The organism is Vibrio cincinnatiensis (assembly GCF_022113815.1).
Lineage (GTDB): Bacteria > Pseudomonadota > Gammaproteobacteria > Enterobacterales > Vibrionaceae > Vibrio > Vibrio cincinnatiensis_A.
The window spans coordinates 1-1,684 of sequence record NZ_SGOM01000051.1 but is presented as its reverse complement, the minus strand read 5'-3'; the positions used below and the strand labels follow the sequence as shown (position 1 = coordinate 1,684).

2 protein-coding genes are annotated in these 1,684 nt (G+C 40.6%); both read left to right on the top strand.

Going from position 1 to position 1,684, the window contains the following annotated elements:
• Positions 1-98 precede the first annotated feature (98 nt).
• Positions 99-824, top strand: a complete 726-nt coding sequence (locus tag EXA13_RS16515; protein ID WP_039438385.1) for a hypothetical protein — start codon at positions 99-101, stop codon at positions 822-824.
• Between the two features lie 55 nt (positions 825-879).
• Positions 880-1,356 carry a GNAT family N-acetyltransferase gene (locus EXA13_RS16510; RefSeq protein WP_001047180.1) on the top strand — a complete coding sequence of 159 codons (477 nt, stop codon included), beginning with the start codon at positions 880-882 and terminating at the stop codon, positions 1,354-1,356.
• Positions 1,357-1,684 lie beyond the last annotated feature (328 nt).

Sequence of the window (1,684 nt, the reverse complement as noted above, 5' to 3'; positions counted from 1 at the left end):
CAGCGTTGGGCTATGTGAGTCCAGTGGTGTTTGAAAGTGTGTAGTTATGTTGTGTCCACTTTTCGTGGGGTACACTAGTTTAGTTCAAAGGATTGTTAATGAGCAAGGTATTTGGAGTTATTTCTTTAGCAGCGGTGGCGTCATTCTTTTTTTTAGTAAGTGTTGCTGGTGAAAACAGTCGTGCAGACGAGATTATAGGTGAATTATTCATCAAGCTTAAGAATGAAGACTTCTCAAGTGAATGCATTAAGGTTGTTACTGGTAACGACCAAAACTTCGATTCACACTGTGATCAAGATATGTTTGTTTTCACTGTTAGCTTGCTGAAACGATTTGATTTACTGGACAGTAGCAACTTTTCCATTAATCTCAAAAAAGAAAATTACTGGTTCCCTTTTATCAATAATCAAGGGATAAGGGTAAGCATAAACCTGTCGCAGACTGAGAAAAGTAGTTTTTTTAAGCTATCAAATGACCTCGACTATGTAGCAGATCTATTTGTCATCAAACGGACAGGTTTTAAGTGGCAGATAGATTCAATTACTATAAATGAACCCGAGTTAGCGAAAATTTTCAACGACACTAAGAAGCAAATCGATTTCAAAAAGTACCTTGTCCAGCTAGATTCTGGCTATCAGCTAAATGAAATAATCATACATGAAGGGGAATTTACTGATACAGACCGGCTATTACTTAAATTCAGCGTAGAAAAACTGCTCAAGTACTTCGAGTCCCAAAAACCTAACAAACTGCTTAAGAGGGATTCGCAATGCGTGGCATTTTCAGCATGCGGTGAGTTGCGTGACTACGATGGTATGCGGTAGCTTTTGCAGTGCATTGCTCACCCCTTAGCAGGGCGTTATAACCTAATGGGAAATCATGAACTTAGAAGAGTTTCAAGAATCGGATTTTGACCTGCTTATAAAATGGATTGACTCAGATGAGTTGAACTATTTATGGGGTGGCCCTGCGTATGTTTTCCCGCTGACTTATGAACAGATCCATTCCCACTGTAGCAAAGCGGAAGTATTTCCCTATCTGCTAAAAGTGAAAGGTAGACATGCCGGGTTTGTTGAGTTGTACAAAGTCACCGATGAGCAATATCGGATTTGCCGTGTTTTTATTTCAAATGCTTATCGTGGGCAAGGGCTATCAAAATCGATGTTGATGTTATTAATCGATAAAGCCCGATTAGATTTTTCTGCAACCAAGCTTAGCTTAGGCGTTTTTGAACAGAACACAGTTGCTAGAAAATGCTATGAGTCATTAGGTTTTGAAGTGGTTTCGACAGAAATTGGTACAAGAGCTTTTAATGGTAAGTTATGGGATCTGGTGCGAATGGAAAAACGGTTATAACAAACGCCTCAAGAGGGACTGTCAACGCGCGGCGTTTCCAGTCCCATTGAGCCGCGGTGGTTACAGTTGTTGTGTTTGAGTTTTGTGTTATGCGTTGTCAGCCCCTTAGGCGGGCGTTATGCTTAATCTCACAAAATCAATCGGTTGTGGCCTTTTCTTTGTTCCTTCGGCCATTCGTGCGTGTTTGTCGGCAATTGAATAAAGCTGTCGCGGTTTTATGTAAATTGATGCTGTGAATTCCGAGTGCTTGCCAGGGAAACCGCATGAAGATCGTTGATATATAAGGGCTGCGGAGATGATAAAAATTAGCTTTGAACCTATCACTCAC